The organism is Streptomyces pseudogriseolus, assembly GCA_002154585.1.
In the GTDB taxonomy this organism is placed as follows: domain Bacteria; phylum Actinomycetota; class Actinomycetes; order Streptomycetales; family Streptomycetaceae; genus Streptomyces; species Streptomyces pseudogriseolus.
This window is the reverse complement of the sequence record MUNG01000125.1, coordinates 1-25,667: the sequence shown is the minus strand read 5'-3', so window position 1 is coordinate 25,667 and position 25,667 is coordinate 1. Positions and strand designations below refer to the sequence as shown.

Sequence of the window (25,667 nt, the reverse complement as noted above, 5' to 3'; positions counted from 1 at the left end):
GTACGGTGTCGGCGCCCGCGCCCTCGACGATCTCGGCGTCGCGCGGGCGCCGACACCGTACGGGTGCTGGCGGAGGTGCTGCCCACGCTGCTGCCCGCAGGTCTGGAACGGCGCGCGGAGCTGCGCACCCTCGGGGTCGCGCGGGTGCCGCTGACCGACGCGGTCGACCGGCTCGCCGGCCTGGAGAAGTCCCCCGACTGGTGGCGGCGGCTGTACGACAGCCTCGCCGGCGTCGATCCCGACCGGCTCAGCGGACTCCCGGTGCCGCTGGCCGACAGGCGCACGACGATCGGCCCCCGGCAGGTGCTGCTGCCCACCCCGGACGCGGCCCTCGACGCCGAGCTGCTGGCCCGGCTCGGCCTGAAGGTCGCCCACCCGGACGCGGCCCACCCGCTCCTGGAGAAGCTGGGCGCGCTGCCCGCGACCCCGCGTGCCGTGCTCACCACCCCGCAGGTGAGGGCCGCCGTCGCCGCGTCCCTCGACGACGAGGGCGGGGTGAACTGGGAGGAGGACGCCCTCGACGCCGACGAACTCGCCGAGGTCGTCCTGACGTTGGTGCGGGAGGCGGGCCTGGAGCCCGGCGACGAGCCCTGGCTGGGCGCGCTCGCCCTGCCCGACGAGGACGGCGAACTCTCCCCGGCCTGCGAACTCGTCCACCCCCAAGGCCCCTTCGCGCAGGTCATGCGGGAGGGCGAACTGGCCGCCGTGGACGCGGAGCTGGCCGCGAAGTGGGGTGAGCAGCCGCTGGCCGCGTGCGGGGTGCTCGTCGACTTCGCACTGGTGCGCGCCACCGACGTCGTCCTCGACCCGGACGAGCTGGAGCCGCGCGAGAGCGACTACGCCGAGCCGGACGACCCCGGGCTGCTGGACGCCGTCGACGTGTGGGCCGAGGACATCCTCGACCGCTTCCCCGACGCGCCCGTCCCGCCCGTCGCCACCGAGATCGTCGCCGTGCGCGACCTGGACCTGGTGGACGACGACCGCTGGCCGCAGGCGCTCGCCCTGCTCTCCCGGCCCCCGCTGCGGGACGCGCTGGTCGAGCCGGTGCGGATCCTGCTCCACGACGGCACCCACGAGACCGTACGGCCGTACACCGCGTGGTGGCTGCGCGGCCATCCGGTGCTCGGCGGGCGCCGCCCGGCCGGACTGCGCGCGGCGGGCGGCGACCCGCTGCTGCGCGGCCTGTACGACGAGGCCGACGCGACTGGCTTCGACGACGAGCAGGTGCTGCGGGCACTGGGCGTGCGCACGTCGGTCGCCGCGCTGCTGGACGAGCCGGGCGGGGCGGCCGAACTGCTGGAACGCCTCGCCGACCCCGGCCGGCCGGTCACGGCGGCCCAGCTGCACGGGCTGTACGGGGCGCTGGCCGAGCTGGACCCCGAGCAGGTGACCCTGCCGGACGACCTGCGCGCGGTGGTCGACGGGCGGGTGGAGGTGGTGGACGCCTCCGAGGCGGTGGTCGTCGACTCGCCCGACCTGCTGCCGTTCACCTCCGGCGTACCCCTGCTCCCGGTCCGCCCGGCGCGGGCCGCCGAACTGGCGGAGCTGTTCCAGGTGCGGCGGCTCAGCGAGTCCGTCACCGGCCGCGTGGACTCCGAGGGCACGGAGCACGAGGTGCCGGAGCCGGTACGGGTCCTGCTGGGCCCGCGGACCCCGGCGTCCTACGTCGAGCACGAGGAGCTCGTCGTGGACGGAGTGGAGATCGACTGGCGCCTCACCGACGACGGGGTGCTGCACGCGGCGACGCTGGAGGGCGTCGCCGCGGGTCTCGCCTGGGCGGCGGGGCAGTGGCCGCGGCGGTTCGAGGTGGCGGCTCTGCTGGAGGATCCGTCACGGACGGAGGAACTGGCCAGGGACCGGTGGTTCGACTGACCTCGTCCTCGAGCGCCGGACGGGCCGGAATCGGCCCCTCCGGCGTTTGAGGAGCGGGGCCCGGGGCGGAGCGCCGTGGGTCAGGGGTCCGTGGGTGTCGCCCCGGACCCCTCGTACTCCAGATGCTCCAGCTCCCGCGCCAGCGTCTCCGCGTCGTAGGGGCCCGTGTGCCGGCGGTTCCCGATGAAGAACGTCGGGGCGCCCTGGACGCCGCTCGCCTCCGCGCTGCGGGCGTCGCGGCGGACCCGTTCGGCCGCCCAGTCGGACTCGAGGTCCCGCAGGAACTTCTCCATGTCGAGGCCCAGGTCGATGGCGTAGACGACGGTGTCCTCGTACTCCATCTCGTCCTGGTGCCGGTACAGCAGGTCGTGCATGTCCCAGAAGCGGCCCTGGGCGTCCGCGGCGACCGCCGCCCGCGCGGCAAGCTCGGCGTGCGGGTGGACGTCGGGGAGCGGGAGGTGCCGGAAGACGTAGCGGAAGCGGTCGCCGAAGCGGTTCCGCAGTTCCTTGGTGACGCCGGTGGCGCGGGCGCAGAAGGGACACTCGAAGTCGCCGTACTCCACCAGCGTGAGCGGCGCGTCGACGGGGCCGAGGATGTGGTCCGTCTCCGGGTCGACCAGCCGGTCCAGGTAGCGGGGCAGGTCGGCGTCCTGCTTGCCGCCCAGCATGGTGGAGAGCCGGAACACCAGCCAACCCACGAGGGTGGCGATCACCGCCGCGAGCAGCACGCCGACGGTCGCCCGGGCGAGCAGCTCCGGCTCGTCGTCGAAGGCGAGCCCCGCGATCAGCAGGGAGACGGTGAACCCGATGCCGGACAGGGCCGCGCCGCCCAGCACATGGCCCTGACCCACCCCGACGGGCAGCTCGCCCAGACCGAACCGGGTGCCGAGCCGCGCGCCGCCCCAGATGCCGATGAACTTGCCGCCGACGAGACCGGCCACCACGGCCCAGGTGAGCGCGGAGCCCAGCGCGTCGGTGAGGACGCCGCCGCGCAGGTCGACGCCCGCGTTGGCCAGGGCGAACACCGGGACGACGACATAGCTGGACCAGGGGTGCAGATACATCTGGAGGCGTTCGTTGACCGAGACTGCCTTCTGCAGCCCCTTGCGCGCGGTCTTCCCCACGTCCGCGCGGGGCGACTGACGGAACGCGCGGAACAGCCGCGTCGCCTGCTCGACGCCCTCACGGGACGGCTCGCGCGCGGGGATGAGCAGACCGCCGAGCATGCCGGCGATGGACGCGTGCAGCCCGGCGTTCAGGGTCAGGTACCACATCACCAGCACGATCAGCACGTACGGGACGGCCCGCCACACGTCGAAACGGGACAGCGCCGACAGCACCGCGCCCAGCACGAGCGCGGCGAGCAGCTCCGGCACCCGGATCGACCCGGAGTAGACGACGCCGATGACGGTGACCGCGACGATGTCGTCGATGACGGTGATGGCCAGCAGGAAGATCCTCAGCTGGGTGACGAAGCGGGGGCCGACCACGGCGAGCGCGCCCAGCAGGAACGCCGTGTCGGTGCCGATGACAATGCCCCAGCCGCCCGCGGCCTTTGAACCGGGCGCGATCAGGAGGTAGAACAGCACCGGCACGAGCATGCCGCCGACGCCCGCGAGGCCCGGGATCATGATCCGGCGGCGGTCGTTCAGCGAGCCGACGGACAGCTCGTAGCGGACCTCCAGGCCGATGACGAAGAAGAACAGCGCCATCAGCCCGTCGTTGACCCAGTGCCCCAGGTCCATCGCCAGTTCCGCGGCGCCCACCGCGACGGACGCCTCGGTGTGCCACAGCGAGAAGTACGACTCCGACCAGGCGGAGTTCGACCAGATCAGGGCGACCGCCACCGCGAGGAGCAGCAGCCCGGAGCTGCCCGCCTCGGTCGCCAGGAACCTGCGCACCGGGGCGGCCAGCTGAGCCGCGAGCTCACCCCTGCTCGACCGCGTCTGCGACTCGTCGGACTTCTTCCGGGGCAGCAGCTTCATGAGGTCTTCCGTCTCCGATCACCTGCGGCGGCAGACTCCCATGGTCACCCACATACCGGGCATAACGCCCGATCGCGGAAGTTGCTTCTTCATCAAATCTCCATGATCCGCACAACCATTCACACGAGTGGCGGATCTCATCGGACGAGTCATCAGACTCCGCGATCATCCTGATCCGGCGCCCGCCGAGCCGCGGGTGCTCCACGGCGGGCGCCGGATCCCTGTCCATCCGTGGGGAACACACATGCGCATGCGTGCCACCGTGGCCGCCGTCTCCGGCGCCCTGGCCCTGTCCGCCCTCGCCGTCCCGGCCGCCCAGGCCGACGGCGGGTACGGCGACACCAGAATCACCAAGGTGGTCGTCGACGGCGACAACAAGGTGACCGTCGGCGCCACGGCCAAGAGCATCAAGGTCAGCGTCACCGCCGTCGACAACTCCGGCATCCTGAGTGCCGACGCGTTCGACCTGTACGGCCCGGACCTCGGTCTGCTCTCCACCGGCAGGCCGGTGTGCAAGGCCGCGAGCTCCACCACCTCGACCTGCACCGCGTCCGTGCTCGTGGACCCGCGGACCGACTACCTCACCAACGCCAACGCCGGCACCTGGTACGTCGACGCGTGGATCGACGCCAGGGACGGCGACTTCGTCTGGAAGCAGAAGTCCGGCTCCTTCAAGTTCCAGCGGGCGACCAAGCTCACGGCCAACGCCACCCCCGAGCCGGTGAAGAAGGGCAGGACGCTCACCGTCACGGGCAAGCTCACCCGGGTCAACTGGGAGACGCTCAAGTACGGCAACTACACCGGCCAGTCGGTGCAGCTGCAGTTCCGCAAGAAGAGCGCCAAGACGTACACCACGCTCAAGACGGTCAAGACCAACTCCAAGGGCGACCTGAGGACGACCGTCAAGGCCTCCGTCGACGGCTACTACCGCTACGTCTACGCGGGCAACTCGATCTCCGCGGCCGTCACGTCCGCGGCCGACTTCGTCGACGTGAAGTAGGCGGCAGCACGCCGGGCGTCCCGCACCCCGCGGAGGGGGGCGGCGCGGGACGCCCGGGGGCCGGTCAGACCGGGAACCTGCGGTCCACCCAGCGCCAGAGGAACTCCAGGACCACCGCCGTGACCGCCGCGATGCCGACCGCCAGCCACGGCATCGTCATGCCGACCAGGCGCAGGGCGAAGAAGTCCTGGAGCCAGGGAACCGCCAGGACCAGGAGGAAGGCGCCGGCCATCGCGGCGACCAGGGCGACGCGCCACCAGGTGTAGGGGCGGGCGACGATCGCCAGGACCCAGATGGAGATGAGGAACAGGGTCAGCGTCGCCGCGCTGGTCTCCGCGCCCAGCGCCCCCGTGCCGCTGTAGTGGCCGCGGGCCAGCAGGTACGTGGCGAACGTGGCCAGCGCCGCCAGCACCCCGCCCGGGACCGCGTACCGCATGACCCGGCGGACGAAGTTCGGCCTGGCCCGCTCCTTGTTGGGGGCGAGGGCGAGGAAGAAGGCGGGGACGCCGATGGTCAGCGTGGACAGCAGGGTCAGATGGCGCGGCAGGAACGGGTACTCCACCTGCGTCGCCACCACCAGCACCGCGAGCAGCACCGAGTACACCGTCTTCACCAGGAACAGCGTGGCGACCCGCGTGATGTTGCCGATCACCCGCCGGCCCTCGGCCACCACCGACGGCAGCGTGGCGAAGCTGTTGTTCAGCAGCACGATCTGCGCGACCGCCCGGGTGGCCTCCGAGCCGGAGCCCATCGCCACGCCGATGTCCGCGTCCTTCAGCGCCAGCACGTCGTTCACGCCGTCGCCGGTCATCGCGACCGTGTGGCCCTTCGACTGGAGCGCGCCCACCATGGTCCGCTTCTGCTGGGGCGTGACCCGCCCGAAGACCGTGCCGGCCTCCAGCTCGCCGGCCATGGCCTCCGGGTCGGCGGACAGCCGGCGCGCGTCCACCGTCGTGCCGGACAGGCCGAGCTTGCCGGCGACCGCCCCGACCGACACCGCGTTGTCACCGGAGATCACCTTCGCGCTGACGTCCTGCTCCGCGAAGTAGCGCAGGGTGTCGGCGGCGTCGGGCCGCAGGCGCTGCTCCAGCACCACCAGCGCCACCGCCCGTACGCCGTCCACGGCGGCCGGGTCGGCCAGGTCGTCGGCCGTCACGCCCTCGCGGGCGCGGGCCAGCAGCAGCACCCGCAGGCCCTCGCGGTTCATCCGCTCGGTCTCGCCCAGCGCCGGGTCGTCGTGCGGGAGGAGCACGTCCGGGGCGCCCAGCAGCCAGGTGACCGGCCGGCCGTCGCCCTCGTCCAGGGTCGCGCCGCTGTACTTGCGGGCCGAGGAGAAGGGCAGCGTGTCGGTGAGCCGCCAGCCGGTGGTGTCCGGGTAGGCCGCGACGATCGCCTGGAGGGAGGCGTTGGGACGCGGGTCCGCCGAGCCCAGCTCGCCCAGCACCGTGCGGACGTACGTCTCGTCGGCGTCGTCCAGGACCCGCAGCTCGGTGACGTCCATGCCGCCCTCGGTGAGCGTGCCGGTCTTGTCCAGGCATACCGTGTCCACGCGGGCCAGGCCCTCGATCGCCGGCAGCTCCTGCACCAGGCACTGCTTGCGCCCCAGCCGGATCACCCCGATCGCGAAGGCGATGGAGGTGAGCAGCACCAGCCCCTCCGGCACCATCGGCACGATCCCGCCGACCGTGCGCGCGATCGAGCCCTTCAGCTCGTTGTTCTTCACCACCAGCTGGCTGATGATCAGGCCGAGCGCGGTCGGCACCATCATCCACGTGACGTACTTGAGGATCGTGGAGATGCCGCTGCGCAGCTCGGAGTGGACCAGGGTGAAGCGGGACGCCTCCTCGGCGAGCTGCGCCGCGTAGGCCTCGCGGCCCACCCGGGTCGCCTGGAAGGAGCCGCCGCCCGCGACGACGAAGCTGCCGGACATCACCGGGTCGCCGGGCTGCTTCACCACCGGGTCGGCCTCACCGGTGAGCAGCGACTCGTCGATCTCCAGGCCGTCCGCCTCGACGACCACCCCGTCGACGACGACCTTGTCCCCCGGCCCGATCTCGATGAGGTCGTCCAGCACGATCGCGGAGGTGCCGATCTCGGCGGCCACCCCGTCCCGGCGCACCGTGGGCCGCACCTCGCCGATCAGGGCGAGCGAGTCCAGCGTCTTCTTCGCCCGCCACTCCTGGACGATGCCGATGCCGGTGTTGGCGAGGATGACGTAGCCGAACAGGCTGTCCTGGAACGGCGCGACGATCAGCATGATCACCCAGAGCACGCCGATGATCGCGTTGAACCGGGTGAAGACGTTCGCGCGGACGATCTCGGTGACCGACCGGCTGCTGCGCACGGGTACGTCGTTGACCTGTCCGCGCGCCACCCGCTCGGCCACTTCCGCCGAGGTCAGCCCGGTCACCGGCGATGTCGCCGTGACGGGCCGGACGGTGTCGGTCCGGTCGTCCGCATCGAGATGCGTCATGCATTCGACGGTACGTGCGGATCGGGTGCCGTACCCACCGGAGCGGCGAGGATCAGACCAGGGGAGGACGGCCGCGGTACCGGGGTACTACCACCGGGGTAGTTCCGCCAACTGTGTCCCGTTCGGGAGCAGTTGGCGGGAATCGGTCAGTGTGCGGGGCCTCGGTCGGTGTGCGCGGCCGAGGTGCGGCCCGGCTCCGCGCCGGCCTCCTCGGCCCGCGCCCGCTTGATCGCGGCGTCACGCCTGCGCACGTACCAGATGCCGATGAGGCCGAGACCGCCGCCGGCCAGGCAGGTCCACACCCACCAGGTGCTCCCGCGGTCGTCGAACCAGCCGTAGAACGGCAGCTGCACCAGGAAGAGGACGAACCACACGATCGTGCCGCCGGTGATGGTGGCGACCACGGGGCCCTCCAGGGGCTCCGGCGCCTCGTGCTTGGGGGTCCACTTCGCCATGCGGACAGCTTACGAGGAGCGCCGACGGCGTGGCGCCCCGCGTCGGACGGCCCCGGTGGTGGAGCGTGCATCACACCGGCCGGGGCGGCCCGGGCGGGGGTCTACGCGCGGAGATGGTGTCGTGGGCGTTATATGTTCATACTGAATCCGTTTGCCTCTGACCGCTTTTATTCGTAGAAAACACCAAAGGCGTGGCTCCGGGGGAGCCCGCCGGTGATGAGGTCCCCGCACATGTCCACGTCGGCCCCCGCCAAGGCGCCCACCCCCGAACAGCCGGGGTCCGGTGCCGCGTCCGGCGCCCTCGACCGCTACTTCAGGATCACCGAGCGCGGCAGCACGCTGTCCCGCGAGATCCGGGGCGGTCTCGCCACTTTCTTCGCGATGGCGTACATCATCGTGCTGAACCCGATCATCCTCGGCAGCGCGAAGGACATGTACGGCAACCAGCTGGACAACGGCCAGCTGGTCACCGCGACCGCCCTCACCGCCGCGTTCACCACGCTGCTCATGGGCGTCATCGGCAACGTCCCGATCGCCCTGGCCGCCGGCCTCGGCGTGAACTCGGTGGTCGCGCTCCAGCTCGCGCCCCGCATGTCCTGGCCGGACGCCATGGGCATGGTGGTGCTGGCCGGTTTCATCGTGATGATCCTGGTCGCCACCGGCCTGCGCGAGCGCGTGATGAACGCCGTGCCCTACGGGCTGCGCAAGGCCATCGCCATCGGCATCGGCCTGTTCATCATGCTCATCGGCCTGGTCGACTCCGGCTTCGTCTCCCGCATCCCGGACGCCGCCCAGACCACCGTCCCGCTCCAGCTCGGCGCTGACGGCCACCTCAACGGCTGGCCGGTGCTGGTCTTCGTGCTCGGCGCGCTGCTCACGCTGGCGCTGATCGTGCGCAAGGTGCCCGGCGCGATCCTCGTCTCGATCGTCGTGATGACCGTCGTCGCCGTCGTCATCAACGCCGTCGCCGACGTGCCCTCCTGGGGCCTGACCACGCCCGAGTGGCCAGGCAACCCGGTCGCCAGCCCCGACTTCGGCCTGATCGGCCAGGTCAGCCTGTTCGGCGGATTCTCCGAGGTCGGCGTGCTGACCGGGATCCTGTTCGTCTTCACCGTGCTGCTGTCGTGCTTCTTCGACGCGATGGGCACGATCATGGGCGTCTCCGACGAGGCCAAGCTCACCGACGGCGAGGGCCAGATGCCCGGCATCAACAAGGTGCTGTTCATCGACGGCGTCGCCGTCGCGGCGGGCGGCGCCAGCTCCTCCTCCGCCACCACCGCCTTCGTGGAGTCCACCGCCGGCGTCGGCGAGGGCGCCCGCACCGGCTTCGCCAACGTCGTCACCGGCGGCCTGTTCGCCGTGGCGCTGTTCCTCACGCCGATCGCCACCATGGTCCCGTCCCAGGCGGCCACCCCCGCGCTGCTCGCGGTGGGCTTCCTGATCCTGGCCAACGGGATCAGGGAGATCGACTGGGCGGACCACACGATCGCCATCCCCGCCTTCGTGACGATGGTGATGATGCCGTTCACCTACTCGATCACCAACGGCATCGGGATGGGCTTCCTCACCTTCGTGGCGCTGCGGCTCGCGGCGGGCCGCGGCCGGGAAGTCCCGACGGCTATGTACGTGGTGGCGGCGGTCTTCGCCTTCTACTACCTGATGCCGGCGCTGGGACTGACCTGATCCCCTGCCTGTCCGGTCCCGCCGGGGGACGGGGCCGGGGTCAGGTGACCCCGTAGAACTTCTCCGTCTCCTCGACGGCGGTGCGGAACCGCTGGTCGAAGTCATCGCGCATGAGCGTCCGGACGACATAGTCCTGGACGCTCATGCCGCGTTTGGCGGCATGGTCGCGGAGCCGTTCGAGCAGTTCGTGGTCCATCCGCAGGCTGAGCACATCGGTCCCCATGCGCATGAGCGTTGCCGCACCTCACGGTGCGGCGCGTGGCATTTCGTGCATCGATCACTCATTTGGGTGATCTCAGCCGGTGGGTGTCTTGATTTCGGCCGGTGTGTGGGGTTCGTGGCCGCGGGGCGGGAGTGGCGCGACTCACGGGCGGGGCACGGCGTGCCCGGGTGGTATTTAGCGAGAGTAATGAGTTACGCTAAAGAACATGCCGGACCTCAGCCATGGCGACGACGCCGCCGCCGTGAACGCCCTCCGCTCCGCCGTGATGCGGCTGTCCCGTCGGCTCAAGCACCAGCGGGTCGACGAGTCGCTCAGCCCCACCGAGATGTCGGTGCTCGGCACCCTGGCCCGCTGCGGCAGTGCCACCCCGGGCGAGCTCGCCCGCAAGGAACACGTCCAGCCGCCGTCGATGACCCGCATCGTGGCGCTGCTGGAGGCCAAGGGCCTGGTCAGGCTCGAGCCGCACCCCGACGACCGGCGCCAGAAGGTCGTCACGCAGACCGAGCGGGCCGAGGCGATGCTCGAGGAGAGCCGGCGCAAGCGGAACGCGTTCCTCGCCTCGCTGGCCGAGGGACTCGACGAGGGCGAGTGGGCGACCCTGCGCGCCGCCGCCCCCGTGCTGGAGAAGCTGGCGCACATCTGAACCACCCCCGGCAGCCACAGGAGGCGAACCTTTTGAGTACGGGACCCGGAGCAGCTTCCGCCCCCGCACCTGACCCCTACGACACCACGTCCGCCCTCGACGCGAAGTCCGCCCGCGACCGCACGTCCGCCCTCGGCGCCCCCGTCCGCAAGAACTCGATGTTCTCCTCGCTGAGGATCAGGAACTACCGCCTGTTCTTCCTCGGCCAGGTCGTCTCCAACATCGGCACCTGGATGCAGCGCATCGCCCAGGACTGGCTGGTCCTCAGCCTCACCGGCTCCTCGGCCGCCGTCGGCATCACCACGGCGCTCCAGTTCCTGCCGATGCTGCTGTTCGGCCTCTACGGAGGCGTCCTCGTCGACCGGCTGCGCAAGCGGCCCACCCTGATGGTCACCCAGACCGCGATGGCGCTCACGTCGATCGCGCTCGCCGTCCTCACCCTGACCGGCCTCGTCCAGGTGTGGCACATCTACGTCGCCGCCCTCGCCCTCGGACTCGCGACCGTCGTCGACAACCCCGCCCGCCAGTCCTTCGTGTCCGAGCTGGTCGGCCCCGGACAGCTGCAGAACGCGGTCAGCCTGAACTCCGCGAACTTCCAGTCCGCCCGGCTGGTCGGCCCCGCCGTCGCGGGCCTGCTGATCACCGGCGTCGGCACCGGATGGGCGTTCCTGCTGAACGGCCTGTCCTTCGTCGCGCCGCTGACCGGCCTGCTGCTGATGCGCGCCCGCGACCTGCACCCCGTGGAGCGCGCCCCGCGCGGCAAGGGGCAGCTCCGCGAGGGCCTGCGCTACGTCGCCGGACGGCCCGACCTGCTGTGGCCCATCGTGCTGGTCGGCTTCATGGGCACGTTCGCCTTCAACTTCCCGGTCTACCTGTCGGCCTTCGCCGACGACGTGTTCCAGGGGGACGCGGGCGTCTACAGCATGTTCAACACGCTGATGGCGGTCGGCTCCGTCTCCGGCGCCCTGCTCGCCGCCCGGCGCGGCACCGCCAGGCTGCGGCTGCTGATCCTGGCCGCGCTGGCCTTCGGCGCACTGGAGATCCTCGCCGCCGCGTCGCCCGAGCTGTGGATGTTCGCGCTGATCATGGTGCCGCTGGGCCTGGTGTCGATGACGGTCAACGTCACCACCAACACCAGCCTCCAGATGTCCACCGACCCGGCGGTGCGGGGCCGCGTCATGGCCCTGTACATGATGGTGTTCCTCGGCGGCGCTCCCGTCGGCGCCCCGATCGTCGGCTGGGTCACCGACACCTACGGCGCCCGCGTCGGCTTCGCGGCGGGAGGCGCGATCGCGATGACCGCGGCGGCCGTCATCGGCCTGGTCCTGGCCCGCGCCGGCGGCCTGCGCCTCACGGTCCGCTGGCACCACGGCCACCCCACGGTCCGCTTCGTCCCCCGCGACCACGCGAAGGCCCTGGCCCCGGCGGCGTAGCCGCCGGGCCTCGGGCCGTGGTCAGCCGCGGGGGAACTCGTCGGTCTTGAGGACAAGACCGACGGCAGTCCTGGTCAGGTCGACCTCCTGACCGAAGGGGAAGCTGACGACCGCGTGGTAGACGCCGTCCTGAGGCAGTGTGTGCAAGTGCCACTCGGCTGTGTACGGGTCGACGATCAAGTACACGGGCACACCGGCGGTGGCGTATGCGTTCTTCTTCGGCCCGTAGTCGTTGTCGGCGGTCTTCTGTGAGATCACCTCTGCGATGAAAACGACGTCCTCGCAGCGCCAGCGGCCCTTGTCGTTCTTGGTCGCGCCCTCGGCCAGCAGGGTCACGTCGGAGGCGAACCCGTTGAGGTGCCCCGGGTAGTCGATGCGGACGTCGGACTTGAGACGCTTGCGCGGGTTCTCCGCGCGCAGTTGATCATAGATGTCCGCGATGATGTCCCAGTGGGTGTCCCGCTGCGGCGTCATGAAGACGTGCCCCCCGACGATCTCGGCCTTGTAACCCTCGGGGACGGGCATCTTCTCGAGCCACTCGAACATCATGTCGAGCGTGAGTTCGTCGCCGCTCTCGGCCATCTCGATCCTGTCTTCGAGGACGGTCATCGTGGCGCTCCTCCCCGGCTGCCGCTCGATGCGCACAGCCGCGCAGTACAACGATACGCACGGTGACCGGGACACGCGGGTGACCGGGACGCGCGGGACACTGGAGGCATGAGACTCTTCGCCGCCGTGCTGCCGCCCGAGGACGTGATCGGGACGCTGGCCGACGAGGTGGACGCGCTGCGGGCGCTGGACGGGGCCGACGGGCTGCGGTGGACCGAGCGGGCCGGGTGGCACTTCACGCTCGCGTTCTACGGCGAGGTGGACGAGGACACCGTGCCCGAGCTGACCGCGCGGCTGGGGAAGGCCGCCGCGCGGACCGAGCCGTTCCTGCTGGCGCTCTCCGGCGGCGGCCAGTTCGGCCGGGGACGCGCCCTGTGGACGGGCGCGTCGGGCGACCTGCGGACCATGCGGCTGCTGGCCGAGCGGTCCGAGGCGGCCGGGCGCAAGGCGGGCGTGGCGATGGACGAGCACCGGCGCTACACGGCCCACCTGACCGTGGCGCGCAGCCGGGACGCCGTGGACGTACGGCCGTACCTCGCGGCGATGGAGGAGTTCCGCAGCCGCACCTGGACCGTGGAGGAGCTGGTGCTGGTGCGCAGCCACCTGCCCAGGTCGGGCGTGCCGGGCGAGCAGCCCCGTTACGAGGCGGTCGCCCGCCGGGCACTCGGCGCGGCCCGTTAGGCTCGAGGGCGTGGACCCGAAGACCCGGAACCGGATCATGGCCGGTGCGCTCGTGCTGATGTTCGTCGTGGTGGCCCTGGCGGCGGCGCTCGGAAAGTAGCACCGCCGCCGGGCCGTCACGGCCTGTCCGCCGTCACCAGGCGAAGGCCTCCGGGGACGGACCCGGGCCCGGGAAGATCTCGTCCAGCGAGGCCAGCAGCTCCTCGCCCAGCTCCAGCTCCAGCGCGCGCAGCGCCGAGTCGAGCTGCTCGCGCGTGCGCGGGCCGACGATCGGGCCGGTCACGCCAGGACGGGTGAGCAGCCAGGCCAGCGCCGCCTCGCCCGGCTCCACGCCGTGCTTCTCCAGCAGGTCCTCGTACGCCTGGATCTGCTTGCGCGCCGCCGGGTCGGCCAGGGTGTCCGCGGCCCGCCCGGAGGCGCGTCGGCCGCCCTGGGCCTCCTTCCTGATGACCCCGCCCAGCAGACCGCCGTGCAGCGGCGACCAGGGAATGACCCCGAGCCCGTACTCCTGCGCGGCCGGGATCACCTCCATCTCGGCGCGCCGCTCGGCGAGGTTGTACAGGCACTGCTCGCTGACCAGGCCGATGGTCCCGCCGCGCCGGGCGGCGATCTCGTTGGCCTGGGCGATCTTGTAGCCGGGGAAGTTCGACGAGCCGGCGTAGAGGATCTTGCCCTGCTGGATCAGGACGTCGATCGCCTGCCAGATCTCCTCGAACGGGGTGGCCCGGTCGATGTGGTGGAACTGGTAGAGGTCGATGTGGTCGGTGCCCAGCCGCTTCAGCGAGGCGTCCACCGCGCGCCGGATGTTCACCGCGGACAGCTTGTCGTGGTTGGGCCACGCCTCGCCGTCCGGGCCCATGTTGCCGTACACCTTCGTCGCGAGGACGACCTTGTCGCGACGGCCGCCGCCCTTCGCGAACCAGCTGCCGATGATCTCCTCGGTGCGGCCCTTGTTCTCACCCCACCCGTGAATGTTGGCAGCATCCAAAGATCAATTGGAACGCCATGATCCGAACCACATACCGTCACCTTTTGCGCGCGATACGTGACACAGGGGAGAGGGAGAACGAGCATGGCGAGAGTTCTGGGGGTGGTCCGTCTGTCGAGGGTGTCGGACGAGACCACATCACCGCAGCGTCAGCGTCGGTCCATCCAGCGATGGGCCGATCAGGAGGGGCACGTCGTCGTGGGGTGGGTCGAGGACATCGACGTGTCCGGCGGGGTCGAGCCGTGGAAGCGTCCGGAGTTCGGCAAGTGGCTTCCCTCGACCATCGGGAAGGAGGTCAGCGCGATCGAGCATCGGATCGCGGTGGAGGAGTCGCGCGCCGACGAGTACGACATCATCTGCGCGCTGAAGATCGACCGTCTCTCGCGGCGCGTGCTCCACGTGCACGCCCTCCTGGAGTGGTGCGAGAAGAACGGAAAGGAGGTCGCCACCGTCGAGGACGGGATCAACCTCAACACGCAGATGGGGAAGCTCCTCCTCAGCCTGATCGCGTCCTTCGCGGAAGGGGAACTCGAAGCCATCAAGGCGCGGGCCAAGTCCTCGTACAACCACCTGGTGAAGGAGGGACGCTGGCGCGGCGGCCGCACTCCGTACGGCTACCGGGAGGAAAAACAGGAGACCGGCGACGGATGGAAGCTCGTCCCGGACGACTATGGGACCGATACTGCCGGCACGCTCCGTGAGATCGTCCGCCGTCTCATTGCGGGCGAGTCGGCGAACAGCATCGCGCAGTGGCTCAACGAGGACGTGTCGAAGACCCCGACGTCACTCGACGCCCAGATGATCCGTAGCGGCAAGACCCCGAAGGGCAGCCGCTGGACCGCCGCGAACACGGCCAAGGTCGTACGGTCCCGCTGCATCCTCGGGCATATGGAGGTGTCCGAGGAGGTGATGGTCGACGGGAAGAAGACGACACGACGCCGGGTCGTCCGGGACGCGGACGGCCAGCCCCTCCAGCGCGCGGAGCCTCTGATCACGCACGAGGAGTGGGAGCTGGCCAACAAGAAGCTGGACGAGAACACCAGCAAGCGCAACGGCAACCGCAAGGGCGGGTCGCCCTTGCTCCGGGTCGCGTTCTGCACATGTGGGGAGCCGGCGTATCTCGGCCCCGGCCGTAACTGGCCCTACTACCGCTGCGCCTCCCGTACCACGCACAAGCCGTGTCCGACCGGGAGCAAGGGCATCGCGGCGCACACGCTGGAGGACGCCGTGGAAAGGGCGTTCCTCCTCGCTGCCGGGGACGTTGAGATCGTCCGGAAGGTCTTCCGGCCGGGCGTGGACTACACGCGCGACATCGAGGAAGTGAACCGCGCCCTGTCGGACCTGAGAGAGGACCGCGAGGCGGGTCTCTACTCCAGTGAACTGGGCAAGCAGGAGTACCGGGAGGCGTACAAGCGGTTGGACGCGCGACGTGAACAGCTCATCGCGCAGCCCACGCGCCCGGACACCTGGGAGGAGATCCCGACAGGAGAGACCTACCGGGAACGGTGGAGCACGTTGTCGACCCAGCACGAAAAGGGCAGGGAGCTACGCGCCGCAGGGGTCAAGGCCGTCATCCATGCCGAGCCGATTCCCGGGTTGACCGCCGCGCAGCTCACGGCTCCCGATGGCCATGACGGGATGTGGCAACACCCAGTCGGGAGGGTTCAGGTTCTGATCCCGATGGACTTCAAGCAGCGTCTGCGCAATATGGCGGCGGTCCACAGCGAAGGCTGACCGACAACTGCATGCCACGAGGAGGGCCCTGTGGTCGGGTTCTCCTGCGCGTTTGTAGGATGCCCGGCAGGTCGCCGCCGTCGCTCCCGACCGCACGAGACCGAGTCCAGGCCCGAAGCCTTGGGCGCCACCTGTGAAGCGCTGTGCCTTTCGCATGGCCACCCCCGCGAAGAACCGGCGGACGGCCGTCCGTCGTGAACGAGGACGCGCTGGCCGTGGCCCGCGCGAGGAAGGCGAAGAGAGAGCGTCAGTGCCATCGCCAAGGCTCTGGGCGTCTCCCGGGCCACGCTGTACCGGCACCTCGGAGACGACTCCTGACGGCGGAACCTGATGCCCTTGCCTGGAGCGGACTCGAAGCAGTTGGCTTGTGGTCCATGAAGTACACCCAGCTTGGACGCACCGGACTCAAGGTCAGCCGACTCGTTCTCGGAACGATGAACTTCGGTCCGCAGACAGACGAATCAACCAGCCACGGCATCATGGACGCCGCTCTCGATGCGGGTCTGAACTTTCTGGATACGGCCAACGTCTATGGGTGGGGTGAGAACAAGGGCCGCACCGAGGAGATCATCGGAACTTGGTTCGCTCAGGGTGGCGGCCGGCGCGACAAGGTCGTCCTCGCGACGAAGGTGTACGGCAACATGGGCCCGGACGGCGAGGCGTGGCCCAACCACGACAAGCTCTCCGCGGTGAACATCCGACGGGCTGTCGACGCCTCCCTCAAGCGGCTGCAGACCGACTACATCGACCTCTACCAGTTCCATCACATCGACCGGTCGACGCCGTTCGAGGAGATCTGGCAGGCGATCGACGTACTGGTCCAGCAGGGCAAGATCCTCTACGCGGGGTCGTCCAACTTCCCCGGCTACAAGATCGCCCAGGCCAACGAGACCGCCGCCCGGCACGGCCGCATGGGCCTGGTCAGCGAGCAGTGCCTGTACAACCTCGCTGAGCGCCGCGCCGAGATGGAGGTGATCCCGGCCGCGCAGGAGTACGGGCTGGGCGTCATCCCCTGGTCGCCGCTGCACGGAGGACTGCTCGGGGGCGTCCTCAAGAAGGAGGCCACACAGGGGCGCCGGGCGAGCGGCCGCGCTGCCGACGCGCTCAAGGACACCAAGACACGCGAGCAGATCCAGGCGTACGAGAACCTCCTCGACAAGCACGGTCTGGAGCCCGGTGAAGCGGCGCTCGCCTGGCTGCTGACCCGCCCCGGCGTCACCGGCCCGATCGTCGGCCCTCGCACGCAGGAGCAGCTGGACTCGGCGCTGCGCGCCCTGCAGCTGGTGCTGAGCGAGGAACTGCTGACGTCTCTGGACGAGATCTTCCCCGGTCCCGGACCGTCTCCCGAAGCCTTCGCATGGTGAGGTAGCGGGTCTGTGTCGGAGCCGTCGCCTTCTGCTTGCGTTCGATGCGAGTAGTTGGAGGCGGCGGCTTCGTCGATTCCACTCGGGACCTGGCGTCAAAATTGCCGGTTGGCGGTGTCGAAGAAGTTGAGGTCTCCGCGCCAACGTCTTGGAGCGCGCTCTATGCAAGGGGAGGGGGGTCAGTCGCAGGGGAAGGCGCTGGTGTTCACGGTCAGGTCGGCCACGGTGCCCGTCAGATCGATGTCGTCGCCGAAGTCCACCCGCGTCCGCGTGACGTAGTCGCCGTTCTTCGGGTCGGTGTAGACGAAGCAGCGGCCCTGGTAGGGGTCGACGATGACGTAGAGAGGGAGCTCGGCGGTCGCGTAGGCGGCCTTCTTCGGGCCGTAGTCGTTGGCGGCGGTGCCCTCGGAGATGACCTCGAAGACGAACTGGACGTCCTCGTAGCGCCAGTGGCCCTCGTCGTCCTTCTCGGCGGAGGCGCGGAGCACGGCGACGTCCGGGCAGAGACCGTTCTCGTGCCCGGGGAAGTCGATGCGGACGTCCGAGAACACCTTGACGTCCTCTCCGAACCGGGCTTCAACAGCCATGGCGAGCTTGAAGATGATGGCCCAATGCGTGTCCTGCTGCGGTGTCATGAAGACGCTGCCCCCGACGATCTCGACCCTGAATCCTTCGGGGACGGGCATCCGCTCCAGCCGCTCGAACCACTCGTCCAAGCGCTGCGTGTTGACGTCGGCCATGGCGATCCTGTCTTCAAGGACGGTCATCGTGGCGCTCCTCCCCGGCCGCCCACGGACCAGTGCGGCCGCGCGGTACAACGATACGCACGGCGAGCAGGACACGGGGGCGGGCGCATATGCCAGAACTCCCCCTACGCCGTCCTGTACGGCCCGCCCAGGTCCCACTCGCGCCACAGCGCCTCCGCGAACGCGCCCGCGATCTTGTGTTCGCCTGTTTCGTTGGGGTGCGTGCCGTCGTAGGTGTCCGTGTGGAAGTCGTACGACGGGGGCGGCGGGACCAGGAGGAGGGGGGAGGCCGGGGTGTCGAGGTCGGCGACCGTCTTGGCCAGGAGTTCGTTGAAGCGGGCGACCTGGTCGGCGAAGGCCGGGTCGGCCTCCACGCGGACGTTGCGGATCACCGGCAGGACGGCCGTGCGGATGCGCGGCCTCGCCGCCCTCGCCTCCGCGACGAACGCGCGCACGTTGTCCGCGGTCTGCTCGGCGTTGGTGTAGAAGCCGAGGTCGATCAGGCCCAGCGAGACCAGCAGCACGTCCGCGTGGCAGGACCGCACCGCGTCACCGATCAGCGGCGCCATGTGGAACCAGCCCTCGCCCCAGCCGGCCAGGTGCGCCCGGGGGAAGTCCGGGTCGGCGTACGCGTACGAGGTGGGCTCGTCGGTGGACGGGTCGTGGAGCGTCTCGCGCGGGCCGACCAGCGTGAAGGGGTCGCCGTACGCGCCGCACAGGTGCTGCCACAGGCGGTAGCGCCAGGTGTGTTCACCCGCGCTCCCGATCGTCATCGAGTCACCTACGGGCATGAACCTGAGCACCCGGTCATCATCGTGGATCAGTGCGTTCACCGCGATGTGAGCCCCGACACCCGCCCCCGGGGGGTCCGCGCTGATGGCAGTCTTGGGTCATGCGCCGACCCTTCGCCCTGCTCGCCGCGACCCTGCTGACGGCCGCGCTCGCCGTGCCCGCCTCCGCCGCCGACAACGACGACGGGGACGAGGGGTTCACCATCAACGACCCGCGCATCACCGAGTCCAGCGGCCTGGCCGCCTCCCGGCAGCACCCCGGTGTCTACTGGACCCACAACGACAGTGACGACGGCCCCTACCTCTACGCCGTCGACGGCTCCACCGGCGACACGGTCGCCCGCCTCACGCTCACCGGCGTCGGCACGCCCCGGGACGTCGAGGCGATCTCCGTCGGCCCGGGCAACCGGCTCTTCGTGGCCGACGTCGGCGACAACCTCGGCGGCACCTGGCCGTACGTGTGGATCTACGAACTCCCCGAGCCGAAGAAGCTCCAGGACGCGACCGTGCGGGCCACGCAGTACGTCGTGAAGTACGCCGACGGCCCGCGCGACGCCGAGGCGATGGTCGTCCACCCGAGGACCGGGCGGGTGTACCTCATCGACAAGCACGAGGACGGCGGGCACCTCTACGAAGGACCGGAGAAGCTCTCCCCCTCCGGCGACAACGTCTTCGAGCCGATCGCGCCCGTCGAGCTGTGGACCACCGACGCCGCGCTCTCCCCGGACGGCCAGGACCTCGCGGTGCGCGGCTACTTCGGCGGCATCCACTACGCCTGGAACGGCGGGAAGTTGAAGCGTGAGGGACGGCTGAGCGTGCCGCTCCAGGGGCAGGGCGAGTCGGTGACCTACTCGGCCGACGGCTCCCGGCTGCTGTTCGGCAGCGAGGGGGAGCAGAGCGGCGTGGTGAGCCGGCCGGCGCCCGGCGCGGACGAGGACGCGTCCAGCGGCGGCCCCGGCTCCCGCGCGGACGGCGGCAAGGGCGCCTCCGGCGGCGGGGACGGCGACTCCGTGAAGGTCGGGGGAGCCGTGGTGGTCGCCGTGGTCGTCGCGGCCCTGTTCGGGCTGGGCAGGCGCCGGCGCAAGGGGTGAAGGGGAGCGACGGGGGGGGGCGCCGACGGCCCCCCTCAGCGGCCCTCTTCGCTCGCGCGCCGGGCGACGTGGAGCTCCAGGCCGTCCAGGATGCGCTGAAGCCCGAACTCGAAGTGGTCGAAGCCGGAGTCGAAGGTGTCCGCGGACAGCCCGGCCATGACGGGGTAGCGCCCGCTGGTCATCGCCTTCTCCAGGGCCGGCCGCTGGGCCTCCCAGAACTCCGCGTCCGTCAGCCCCGAGCTGTGCTCGGCCTGCTCCTGGTACAGCTGCGTCCGGGCGGCCCCGACCACGTACCCGTCGACCATGACGATCACCGACAGCAGTTCGGGGTCGGACAGGCCCATCGGCTTGATCCGGGAGAACACCTTCTCCATGCCGTCCAGGGCGCTCGGGCCGAGGACCGGGCGTGACTGGTTGACCTCCAGCAGCCAGGGGTGACGCCGGTAGAGGGCGAGGGTGGCCCGGGCCAGCGCCTCCAGGGCGGAGCGCCAGGTGCCGTCGCCGAGGTCCGCGGGGTTCTCCGAGGGGCGCTGCACCCGGTCCAGCATCAGGTCGAGCAGTTCGGCCTTGCCGGGGACGTAGCGGTACAGGGACATCGTGCCGGTGCCCAGTTCCGTGGCGATGCGGCGCATGGACAGCGCGCCGAGGCCGTCCCGGTCGGCGACCTCGATCGCCGCCTCCACGATCCGGTCCAGGGTCAGCCCCGGCTTCGGACCCCGGCTGGGCCGCTGCCCGGTGCCCCAGAGCAGGTCGAGGGTGCGCGCGATGTCGCCGCTGCCGCTGGTCTCCGTACCGCTTGCGCCGCTGCTCATGCACGCAGTCTAGGACCGCCCGCAAAAACTGGGTACGCTGTACGCGCAATCGGGTACGGTGTACTCGGTTTCTGGAAGGGGGACCCATGAAGGACGACGGGTACGCGGTGCGTGCCGAGGGACTGGAGAAGCGGTACGGCGAGAAGCGCGCCCTGGACGGCTTCGACCTCACCGTGCGGGCGGGCACGGTGCACGGACTGCTGGGACCGAACGGCGCGGGCAAGACCACCGCCGTGCGGATCCTGTCCACGCTGGTCCGGCTGGACGGCGGCCGGGCGGCCGTGGCCGGGCTCGACGTGGCGCGTGAGCCGCGCGAGGTGCGCGCGCGGATCGGGCTCACCGGGCAGTACGCGGCGGTGGACGAGGTGCTCACCGGGCGGCAGAACCTGGAGATGTTCGGCAGGCTGTTCCACCTCGGCGGGCGGCGCGCCAGGGCGCGGGCGGGGGAGCTGCTGGAGCAGTTCGACCTGACCGACGCGGCCGACAAGGGCGTCGGCGACTACAGCGGCGGCATGCGGCGCCGGCTGGACCTGGCGGCGTCGATGATCCTGACGCCGGCCGTGCTGTTCCTGGACGAGCCGACGACGGGGCTCGACCCGCGCAGCCGGGGTGAGGTCTGGGACTCCGTACGGGCGTTGGTGGCGGGCGGCACGACCGTGCTGCTGACCACGCAGTACCTGGAGGAGGCCGACCGGCTGGCCTCCCGCGTCACCGTCATCGACCGGGGCCGGTCCATCGCCGACGACTCCCCGGACGGGCTGAAGAGCCGCGTCGGCGGCGACCGCGTCGAGGTCGTGGTGGCCGAACGCGCCGACATCCCGCGCGTGGTGAAGGTGGTCGCACGGGTCGCCGACGGCGAACCGGAGGCGGATGAGACCGAGTTGCGGGTGCACGCCCCCGTTACCGACCGGGTGACCGCGCTGACGGACGTCGCCCGCACCCTTCAGGACGAGGGCGTCCGGGTCGAGGACATCGGGCTGCGCAGGCCCAGCCTCGACGACGTGTTCCTGCGCCTGACCGGACACCGCACGGAGACGACGGAGAAGGAGGCGGCGGCATGAGCGCGCTCGACCTGACCGGACCGGCCGGGCACGGCCGCGTGTACTGGGCGCTCGCGGACTGCTGGAACGTCGTCCGCCGCGGCCTGACCCACTACCGGCGCCAGCCCGTCAACATCGCCTGGCAGCTGGGCTTCCCGATCCTGTCCGTCCTCCTGTACGGCTATGTCTTCGGCAGCGCGATGCGGGTGCCGGGCGGCGGGGACTACCAGGACTTCCTGATGCCCGGCATGTTCGTGATGACCATGGCGTTCGGCTTCATCAACACCGCGACGGTGGTGGTGTACGACGCCACCAAGGGCGTCATCGACCGCTTCCGCTCGATGCCGATGGCGTCCTCGGCGGTGGTGTCCGGGCGCGGGGTGACCGATCTGATCGTCGCCTGCGCGGAGCTGGCCATCCTGATGCTCACGGCGCTGGTGATGGGCTGGCGGCCGGACGGCGGCTGGGAGTTCCTCGCCGCGTTCGGCCTGCTGCTGTGGCTGCGGTTCGCGCTGATCTGGCTCGGCGTCTGGCTGGGACTCCTCGTCCCCAACCCGGAGGCGGCGGGCGGCCTGTTCGCGGTGGCCTTCCCCTTGACGATGATCTCCAGCATCTTCGTCGCCCCGCAGCTGATGCCCGACTGGCTGGGCCGGGTGGCCGCCTGGAACCCGATCTCCTCCACGGCCGCGGCGACCCGCGAGCTCTTCGGCACCCCGGTCGGCGGCGGCGACTCCTGGGTGGAGCGGCACGCGCTGCTGATGGCGGGGGTGTGGCCGGTGATCCTGACGGCGGTCTTCCTGCCGCTGGCGGTACGGCGGTTCCGGCGTCTGAGCAGGTGAGACGCAAGGGGGCGCCCGGTGGAATCCACCGGGCGCCCCCTTGCGCGTAAGCCGGACTACAGCTGCTCGATGACGTAGTCGACGCACTTCGTCAGGGCCTCGACGTCCGCCGGGTCGATCGCCGGGAACATCGCGACGCGGAGCTGGTTGCGGCCCAGCTTGCGGTACGGCTCGGTGTCGACGACGCCGTTGGCGCGCAGCACCTTGGCGACGGCGGCGGCGTCCACCTCGTCGGTGAAGTCGATCGTGCCGATGACGGCCGAGCGCTTCGCCGGGTCGGTGACGAACGGGTTGGCGTACTTGATGTCCTCCGCCCAGCCGTACAGCGTGCGCGCGGAGGTCGCGGTGCGGCGGACCGCCCAGTCCAGGCCGCCCTGGCCGTTGAGCCACTCCAGCTGCTGGTTCAGCAGGAACAGGGTGGACAGCGCGGGGGTGTTGTACGTCTGGTTCTTGCGGGAGTTGTCGATCGCCGTCGGCAGGGAGAAGAACTCCGGGACGTGCCGGCCGGACGCGTGGATCCGCTCGGCGCGCTCGATCGCGGCCGGGGAGAACACGCCGATCCACAGGCCGCCGTCGGAGGCGAAGGACTTCTGCGGGGCGAAGTAGTAGACGTCCGTCTCGGCGACGTCGACCGGCAGGCCGCCCGCGCCGGAGGTGGCGTCCACCAGGACCAGCGCGCCCTCGTCGGCCCCGGCCACGCGCCGGATCGGCATGGCGACACCGGTGGAGGTCTCGTTGTGGGTGAGGGCGTACACGTCGACGCCCGCCTCGGCGACCGCCTCCGGGTGCGTGCCCGGGTCGGCGGAGATGACGTCGGGGTCGGCCAGCCACGGGGCGAGCTTGGCGGCCTTGGCGAACTTGGAGCTGAACTCGCCGAAGCTGAGGTGCTGCGACTTGTTCTCGATCAGGCCGTGGGTCGCGATGTCCCAGAACGCGGTCGATCCGCCGTTGCCGAGGATCACCTCGTAACCGTCGGGGAGCTGGAACAGCTCGCGGATGCCCTCCCGCACCTGGCCGACCAGGTTCTTCACCGGGGCCTGGCGGTGGGAGGTGCCCAGCAGCGACGTGCCGGTCGCGGCCAGCGCGTCCAGCGCTTCCGTCCGCACCTTGGAGGGACCCGCACCGAAACGACCGTCGGCGGGCTTGATGTCAGCAGGAATCCGGATCTCAGCCACGACGGGAGCCTAGCGGCTGCGGGAAACGCGGGCGCAACATCGTCCGTCCGCTGAGACGCGCCGCTGAGACACGTCACCGGGACGGGTGGCGCGGGACGGCGGTGGAGGACGGGCGGTGGAGGACGGGCGGTGGAGGAGGGCGGCGGAGGACGGGCGGCGGACGGACCGGGGGGGAGGTCCGTCCGCCACCCGCGTCGTTCACCCGCCGAGCGTCACGGGCAGCTCGTACAGGTCGTTCTGGGTCACCACCGGCTTGTTGCGCAGCTCGGCCGCCGGAACCGCGAGGTCCAGCCCCGGGAAGCGCGCGTACAGGGCCGGGAGGGCCACGCCCGCCTCCAGGCGGGACAGCGCGGCCCCGGGGCAGACGTGCGGGCCGTGCCCGAAGGAGATGTGCCGGTGGGGGCTCTCCCGGGTGATGTCGAAGTCGCCGGCCGTCGGCCCGTGCTCCCGCTCGTCCCGTCCGATCGCCGCGTACGACACGATCAGCGCGTCCCCGGCGGGCAGCACCTTGTCCCCGACGGGCACGTCCTCGGTGGCGAACCGGATCAGCACGTGCGAGGTCGGCGTGGACCAGCGCAGCGTCTCCTCGACCACCGCGGACCAGTCCGCCTCCCCGGACAGCACCAGCGCGCGCTGGTCCGGGTGGGTGGACAGGTTGACCACCGCGTTGACGATCAGGGAGATCGTGGTCTCGTGCCCGGCGGCCACCATCAGCTGGAGCGTGGCGACGATCTCCTCGTCGGTGAGCCGGTCGCCGTCCTCCGACGCCTGGATCAGCGCCGACGTCAGGTCGTCGCCCGGGTTCTCCCGCTTGGCCGCCACCGTCTCGGCCATGATCCCGGCCAGCTCGGTGAGCGTCGCCACGACCTCCTCCGGCGGGGTCTGGGTGGAGAAGAACTTCTCGAACAGCTCCTTCAGCCGCGGCAGCCGCTCCTGAGCCAGCCCCATCAGGTCGGCGATCACGTACATCGGCAGCGGGTAGGCGAACACCGCCTTCAGGTCGACGGTGTCACCGGGCTGCGCGGCCACCTGGTCCAGCAGGGACCCGGTCAGCTCCGTGATCCGCTCCCGCATCCGCTCCACCCGTCTCGGGGTGAGCGCCTGCGCGACCAGCGTGCGCAGCCGCCGGTGGTCGTCGCCGTCCACGGTGAGCATGGAGCGGGGCGGGTTGGCCAGCCCGATCAGCGGCCAGTCGGGGGCGATCTCCCCGCGCTGCCAGGCGGTCCAGACGTTGATGTCCTTAACCACGCGCGGGTCGTTCAGCAGCTTCTTCGCCTCCGCGTGACGCGTGACCGCCCACACGGGCACGCCGCCCGGCAGGGTCACGGCGGCCAGCGGCCCGGCGGCCCGCAGCGCGGCGCTCTCGGCGTCCAGGTCGGAGACGAACGGGTCGAGGGGGATGCGGGTCTCTTCGGTGTCCGTCGCGGTGAGGTCCGTACCGGCGGTCATGCGAGCGAGCCTCCAAGGGCGGGGTGGGTGTGAAGGTGGCGGCCGCCGATCATCGGCAGCAGCGGCCAGTCGTCGGGGATGTCCTCCCACTGGTTCCACAGCCGGGACGGGCGCTGACCTGGCCCGCCGCAAGGAGGTCGGACAGCAGGATCCGGACGATGCCCACCGGCAGCCCCAGCTCGGCCGCGATCTCCACGACCGCCGTGGGCCGCTCGGTGAGACGCAGGATCGCCGCGTGCTCCGACTGCATCCCGGGCACCGAATCGCACTCGGCGACGACCAGGGTCACCAGGTCGAACGGATTGCCGGGCCCGGACCGGCCACGCCCCCGGTGAGGGTGTACAGCCGGTCGGGTGCGTCGTCCCTGCCGGGCCGGCTCATGAGCTGCGCGGCAGCGCGGTCAGATGCTCGCCGAGCTGCTCCACCAGCTCGCTCATGTTGTGCCCGACGAGCCCGGCGTCCGCGTCCTCGGCGGTGATCACGGCCAGGTGCGCGCCCTGGCCGGCCTCCACGATGAACAGCACGCCGCCGTAGAACTCGGTCATCGCCGAGCGCACCCCGCCGGTGCCGTCGCCGAACTC

22 protein-coding genes and 3 pseudogenes are annotated in these 25,667 nt (G+C 70.9%); 12 read left to right on the top strand and 13 right to left on the bottom strand.

All coding sequences use genetic code 11. From position 1 onward, the window contains the following. Positions 1-1,872 (top strand): annotated as a pseudogene (locus tag CCN29_RS12940) (sacsin N-terminal ATP-binding-like domain-containing protein); the annotation flags it as partial. 80 nt (positions 1,873-1,952) lie between these two features. On the opposite strand, the gene nhaA reads toward CCN29_RS12940, so the two are convergent. Then, positions 1,953-3,857, bottom strand: coding sequence for a Na+/H+ antiporter NhaA (gene nhaA, locus CCN29_RS12935; protein WP_031062514.1), 1,905 nt, complete (start codon positions 3,855-3,857; stop codon positions 1,953-1,955). 244 nt (positions 3,858-4,101) lie between these two features. On the opposite strand from nhaA, the gene CCN29_RS12930 reads away from it, so the two are divergent. Then, complete coding sequence (locus tag CCN29_RS12930; RefSeq protein ID WP_031024212.1) at positions 4,102-4,857, top strand: hypothetical protein; 756 nt, start codon at positions 4,102-4,104, stop codon at positions 4,855-4,857. Positions 4,858-4,921: 64 nt separating this feature from the next. Here CCN29_RS12930 and CCN29_RS12925 read toward each other — a convergent pair whose 3' ends face one another. After that, a complete protein-coding gene (locus CCN29_RS12925) occupies positions 4,922-7,330 on the bottom strand; it encodes a cation-translocating P-type ATPase (protein WP_086681879.1) in 2,409 nt (802 codons plus the stop codon). A gap of 146 nt (positions 7,331-7,476) precedes the next feature. Then, positions 7,477-7,785: a DUF2530 domain-containing protein gene (locus CCN29_RS12920; RefSeq protein ID WP_086681876.1), complete on the bottom strand. Its 309-nt coding sequence runs from the start codon at positions 7,783-7,785 to the stop codon at positions 7,477-7,479. Between the two features lie 231 nt (positions 7,786-8,016). Here CCN29_RS12920 and CCN29_RS12915 point away from each other — a divergent pair, with 231 nt between their 5' ends. Continuing rightward, the gene (locus CCN29_RS12915; RefSeq protein ID WP_006134221.1) at positions 8,017-9,468 is read left to right on the top strand and encodes an NCS2 family permease; all 1,452 of its coding nucleotides are present in this window, start codon (positions 8,017-8,019) and stop codon (positions 9,466-9,468) included. 40 nt (positions 9,469-9,508) lie between these two features. Here the strand turns inward: CCN29_RS12915 and CCN29_RS12910 are convergent, their stop codons facing one another. Next, entirely contained in the window at positions 9,509-9,691 is a 183-nt protein-coding gene (locus CCN29_RS12910) for a hypothetical protein (RefSeq protein WP_024884201.1), read from the bottom strand. Between the two features lie 205 nt (positions 9,692-9,896). On the opposite strand from CCN29_RS12910, the gene CCN29_RS12905 reads away from it, so the two are divergent. Continuing rightward, positions 9,897-10,334, top strand: a complete 438-nt coding sequence (locus CCN29_RS12905; protein WP_086681874.1) for a MarR family winged helix-turn-helix transcriptional regulator — start codon at positions 9,897-9,899, stop codon at positions 10,332-10,334. 32 nt (positions 10,335-10,366) lie between these two features. Next, positions 10,367-11,767, top strand: a complete 1,401-nt coding sequence (locus tag CCN29_RS12900; protein ID WP_086681871.1) for an MFS transporter — start codon at positions 10,367-10,369, stop codon at positions 11,765-11,767. A 21-nt stretch (positions 11,768-11,788) separates the two neighbouring features. On the opposite strand, the gene CCN29_RS12895 is transcribed toward CCN29_RS12900, so the two are convergent. Beyond that, the gene (locus CCN29_RS12895) at positions 11,789-12,376 is read right to left on the bottom strand and encodes a Uma2 family endonuclease (protein ID WP_086681868.1); all 588 of its coding nucleotides are present in this window, start codon (positions 12,374-12,376) and stop codon (positions 11,789-11,791) included. 108 nt (positions 12,377-12,484) lie between these two features. Here CCN29_RS12895 and thpR point away from each other — a divergent pair, with 108 nt between their 5' ends. After that, positions 12,485-13,057: an RNA 2',3'-cyclic phosphodiesterase gene (gene thpR, locus CCN29_RS12890; RefSeq protein WP_086681865.1), complete on the top strand. Its 573-nt coding sequence runs from the start codon at positions 12,485-12,487 to the stop codon at positions 13,055-13,057. Between the two features lie 133 nt (positions 13,058-13,190). Here thpR and CCN29_RS12885 read toward each other — a convergent pair. Beyond that, positions 13,191-14,042: pseudogene (locus tag CCN29_RS12885) on the bottom strand (aldo/keto reductase); the annotation flags it as partial. Between the two features lie 87 nt (positions 14,043-14,129). Between CCN29_RS12885 and CCN29_RS12880 the strand changes: the two are divergent. The 3 genes from CCN29_RS12880 (at position 14,130) to CCN29_RS12870 (ending at position 17,143) form a co-directional block, all read left to right on the top strand. Further along, the gene (locus CCN29_RS12880; RefSeq protein ID WP_086681860.1) at positions 14,130-15,779 is read left to right on the top strand and encodes a recombinase family protein; all 1,650 of its coding nucleotides are present in this window, start codon (positions 14,130-14,132) and stop codon (positions 15,777-15,779) included. Positions 15,780-16,034: 255 nt separating this feature from the next. Further along, complete coding sequence (locus tag CCN29_RS35840) at positions 16,035-16,097, top strand: helix-turn-helix domain-containing protein (protein ID WP_228731027.1); 63 nt, start codon at positions 16,035-16,037, stop codon at positions 16,095-16,097. A gap of 56 nt (positions 16,098-16,153) precedes the next feature. Continuing rightward, entirely contained in the window at positions 16,154-17,143 is a 990-nt protein-coding gene (locus CCN29_RS12870) for an aldo/keto reductase (RefSeq protein ID WP_086681859.1), read from the top strand. Between the two features lie 179 nt (positions 17,144-17,322). Here CCN29_RS12870 and CCN29_RS12865 read toward each other — a convergent pair whose 3' ends face one another. Both CCN29_RS12865 and CCN29_RS12860 read right to left on the bottom strand, forming a co-directional pair. Beyond that, positions 17,323-17,910: a Uma2 family endonuclease gene (locus tag CCN29_RS12865; protein WP_086681856.1), complete on the bottom strand. Its 588-nt coding sequence runs from the start codon at positions 17,908-17,910 to the stop codon at positions 17,323-17,325. A gap of 104 nt (positions 17,911-18,014) precedes the next feature. Then, complete coding sequence (locus CCN29_RS12860) at positions 18,015-18,692, bottom strand: GDSL-type esterase/lipase family protein (protein WP_086681881.1); 678 nt, start codon at positions 18,690-18,692, stop codon at positions 18,015-18,017. An 89-nt stretch (positions 18,693-18,781) separates the two neighbouring features. On the opposite strand from CCN29_RS12860, the gene CCN29_RS12855 reads away from it, so the two are divergent. Next, positions 18,782-19,771: a hypothetical protein gene (locus CCN29_RS12855; protein ID WP_086681853.1), complete on the top strand. Its 990-nt coding sequence runs from the start codon at positions 18,782-18,784 to the stop codon at positions 19,769-19,771. A 35-nt stretch (positions 19,772-19,806) separates the two neighbouring features. Here the strand turns inward: CCN29_RS12855 and CCN29_RS12850 are convergent, their stop codons facing one another. Then, the gene (locus CCN29_RS12850) at positions 19,807-20,583 is read right to left on the bottom strand and encodes a TetR/AcrR family transcriptional regulator (RefSeq protein ID WP_086681850.1); all 777 of its coding nucleotides are present in this window, start codon (positions 20,581-20,583) and stop codon (positions 19,807-19,809) included. 86 nt (positions 20,584-20,669) lie between these two features. Here CCN29_RS12850 and CCN29_RS12845 point away from each other — a divergent pair, with 86 nt between their 5' ends. Continuing rightward, positions 20,670-21,644: a daunorubicin resistance protein DrrA family ABC transporter ATP-binding protein gene (locus tag CCN29_RS12845; RefSeq protein ID WP_006134232.1), complete on the top strand. Its 975-nt coding sequence runs from the start codon at positions 20,670-20,672 to the stop codon at positions 21,642-21,644. Further along, entirely contained in the window at positions 21,641-22,462 is an 822-nt protein-coding gene (locus CCN29_RS12840) for an ABC transporter permease (RefSeq protein ID WP_006134233.1), read from the top strand. The genes CCN29_RS12845 and CCN29_RS12840 overlap by 4 nt, the downstream gene beginning before the upstream one ends. Before the next feature lie 56 nt (positions 22,463-22,518). Here the strand turns inward: CCN29_RS12840 and serC are convergent, their stop codons facing one another. The 4 genes and pseudogenes from serC to CCN29_RS12820 all read right to left on the bottom strand — a co-directional run. Continuing rightward, on the bottom strand, positions 22,519-23,637 hold the full coding sequence (serC, locus tag CCN29_RS12835; protein ID WP_031062496.1) for a phosphoserine transaminase: 1,119 nt from the start codon (positions 23,635-23,637) through the stop codon (positions 22,519-22,521). A 198-nt stretch (positions 23,638-23,835) separates the two neighbouring features. Beyond that, the gene (locus tag CCN29_RS12830) at positions 23,836-25,086 is read right to left on the bottom strand and encodes a cytochrome P450 family protein (RefSeq protein WP_031024247.1); all 1,251 of its coding nucleotides are present in this window, start codon (positions 25,084-25,086) and stop codon (positions 23,836-23,838) included. A gap of 106 nt (positions 25,087-25,192) precedes the next feature. Continuing rightward, positions 25,193-25,467, bottom strand: a pseudogene (locus CCN29_RS12825) (DUF742 domain-containing protein); the annotation flags it as partial. Then, positions 25,464-25,667: roadblock/LC7 domain-containing protein (locus tag CCN29_RS12820; protein WP_442538349.1), on the bottom strand; the 204-nt coding region annotated here is incomplete at its 5' end. The pseudogene CCN29_RS12825 and the gene CCN29_RS12820, both read right to left, overlap by 4 nt.